This window comes from Psychrobacter sp. Ps6 (genome assembly GCF_022129235.1).
Lineage (GTDB): Bacteria > Pseudomonadota > Gammaproteobacteria > Pseudomonadales > Moraxellaceae > Psychrobacter.
In genome coordinates this window covers 1-2,815 of sequence record NZ_JADQAI010000050.1, presented here as the reverse complement: position 1 = coordinate 2,815, position 2,815 = coordinate 1, and the positions used below count along the sequence as shown (strand labels likewise).

General features: G+C 33.1%; 3 protein-coding genes. 1 reads left to right on the top strand and 2 read right to left on the bottom strand.

Annotated features, from left to right (window positions below; translation table 11 throughout):
- The first annotated feature begins 260 nt into the window (after positions 1-260).
- Positions 261-1,493, top strand: a complete 1,233-nt coding sequence (locus I3255_RS13580; RefSeq protein WP_238039280.1) for an MFS transporter — start codon at positions 261-263, stop codon at positions 1,491-1,493.
- Here I3255_RS13580 and I3255_RS13575 read toward each other — a convergent pair whose 3' ends face one another.
- Together I3255_RS13575 and I3255_RS13570 are read right to left on the bottom strand one after the other, a co-directional pair.
- Complete coding sequence (locus I3255_RS13575) at positions 1,494-2,108, bottom strand: trimeric intracellular cation channel family protein (RefSeq protein WP_005297863.1); 615 nt, start codon at positions 2,106-2,108, stop codon at positions 1,494-1,496.
- 201 nt (positions 2,109-2,309) lie between these two features.
- Positions 2,310-2,815, bottom strand: a 506-nt coding sequence (locus tag I3255_RS13570; protein ID WP_238039279.1) for a pyridoxal-dependent decarboxylase, incomplete at its 5' end; no start/stop codon positions are given.

The window sequence follows — 2,815 nt, the reverse complement described above, 5'->3', positions numbered from 1 at the left end:
AAAAGCCTGATTCGAAAGAGTCAGGCTTTTTTTCGTTATATGCTTTAGAAATAAAGATAGATAAAAGTTGAGCGGTAGTTCAGTTGGTTTGCTTCAAACAATTATTTACTGTGAATTATCTTAATTTTCTGTGTAATAAATACGTTTTTCTAATACTAGAAATGTATGTTTTATGAGCATAAAATAAAAGACCATTTGACTGATTATTTAAAAATGAATTTTAAATTTATTTAAATAATTAATTTTTCAGGATGGTTATTATGAATAATTCAGCTAATACTTTATCTGATACGGTTCAGCAAGAATTAAAATATAATTGGAATATATTTGGGTTTGCAATTTTAATTGTTAGCATGGGGCAATTAAGTTTGGGTTTGATTTTCCCTTTATTACCATGGATTGGATTGCAATTTTCTCTTGATCAGACTCTTTCCGATAACGTTATAGTAACTTATTTAGTTGGTTATGGTCTCTTTCAACTCTGTTATGGGCCTATCTCTTGTCTTTTAGGTAGAAAGAAAACATTATTATTCGGACTTTCTATATCCATTATTGGTTTAGGGATTATTTTAGTTTTTCACGATGACTTTGCAATATTACTTCTAGGACGTTTTATCCAAGGATTAGGAGGTGGATGTGAATCTGTTCTTGCTCGTTCTATGATTCATGACACTTATAAAGGCAAATCTTTTTTATCTGCAATGACGGGTTTATCTATATTTTCCGCTTTTATTCCTATATTTTCGCCTATTCTTGGCGGTTTGGTTAATCATAATTTTGGCTGGGTTGCTGTTTTTATTTGTATATTTGCATATACATTATTGGGTTATATTTTATTGATCTTAAAATTACCTGAAACTTTAGAAAATAAACAGAAGCGTATATCGGTTATTTCTATCGTGCATTATTATATAGCCCTATTACGAGATAGGTATTTTTTATCTTATGCTGTAATAGGTTGGATTAACTGGGCATTAGTAGTATTTGCTTTAGCATCCGCTCCCTTCGTTATAGAGTCTCAGCTTAAAATAAGTTCTGAGCACTATTCGTATTGGACGATAATCCCTGCAATAGCATTTATGTGTTCTAGTATTTTGTGTTTTCTATTAAGACGTTCTTTTGGAACTCATCACCTTGTTTTTATTGCTCCTATTATTCAAATTATTGTTTCTGCAATCTTTTTGTTTTTCCCTTTTAATATTATCAACATTACAATTGGTTTTGTTGGATTAGCAGTAGCGCAGGCTTTAGTTTACCCTTGTTCTCAAGCTTTATTATTAGTTCCTTATAGTAATAAAATGGGAACCGTAAGCGCTTTATCTGGTGGGGGGCAAATGATCTCAGCTTCTATTTTTCTATTGATTTTTTGGGACGTTCATATTGATAATTTTTATTATTTATCTTTGATTATTTTAATTGTATCTATTATTGGTTTAAATTTTGCTAGATTAGGAAAGAAAAGTATTGCTGTTGCTAAATTTGAGAATCAATAATTATTTCAATAGCAGATAACTTGGAAACGTTTTTTTCTTAACTACAATATACATGCGTAAGAAAATAATGAGAGCAATACAGATAATGGTATTGATATCTGCATTCATCCCCAAATGAGAGAACACCACAAATAAGGTGCAGCCTAAGATAACAGGAGTGGCATAAAACTCAGTGTTATTAAACATGGTGGGGCGGTTAACAATAATGTCTCTGACAACACCACCAAATACGGCCGTTACCATACCCATAGTTATTGCGACATAAGCGGCATAATCTTGATGAATCATGTTTTTTGTTACAAGTACTGAAAACATAGAAATACCAATCGCATCCAAGACGATGATAAGACGCTCAGCTTTTAATTTTCGTAAGGATCCTGCAATAAAAAAGCCAATTAAAGAGCTAATTAAAGCGGCCCAAAAATACGAAGGATCTTTGATCCAGAAAACTTGGTCTGTCGATAAGATAACATCACGAACGGTACCTCCGCCTAAGGCCGTTACCCATCCCAGCACTAAAACACTAATGATATCTTTACCGCGATTAGCTTCGCTGATTACTGCACTCAGTGCAAAAGCGCAGATACAGATAAGTTCTATGATATGGACAAACATGGTTAAGATCTCATGGAGAATTTCAAGACAGAAATAGAGCTAAATCTACTCTATCTACATTTTATGATAAATCCTCTCTCAATTTAGTCATAATAAGATATTGTTTTTATAATGCTAAAGGCCAACTGTATACACAATTGGCCTTTTAATTATCCTAATTTAATGAATAAGTTAGGATTTTTTAAAGAACGATAGAAAGTCTTAGTGACCACTGTGATCAAATGATTTTACATCAGCTTCACTGCATTGGGTTGTGCCGTGAGTTTGTAAAAATTCGATGCTACGGATGAAATCGCTAATTAATAAGTTTGCAAGATCTTGTGAGAATCCTTGTTTAACCAAAATACGTTGAATTACAATATTTTGTGCATTAGCAGGTAGGCTATAAGCTGGTACTAACCATCCACGAGTACGTAAACGATCTGCTAGATCGTAAAGACTAAATGGAACGGTAACTCCTGGTTTTATACGCCATGAGATAGCTGGAATACCTGTTTTTGGATTACCATCAAAAATAAATTCAAATAGATTAAATTTATTTAGCTCTTGTACTAAATAGCGGCATACATCATAACTTGCACTGTGAATACGGCGGTAGCCTTCGTAACCTAGACGAAGAAAATCATAGTATTGAGCAATGATTTGTCCTGCTGGGCGAGAGAAGTTCAATGCGAAAGTTGGCATGTCTCCGCCTAAATAGTTCACGT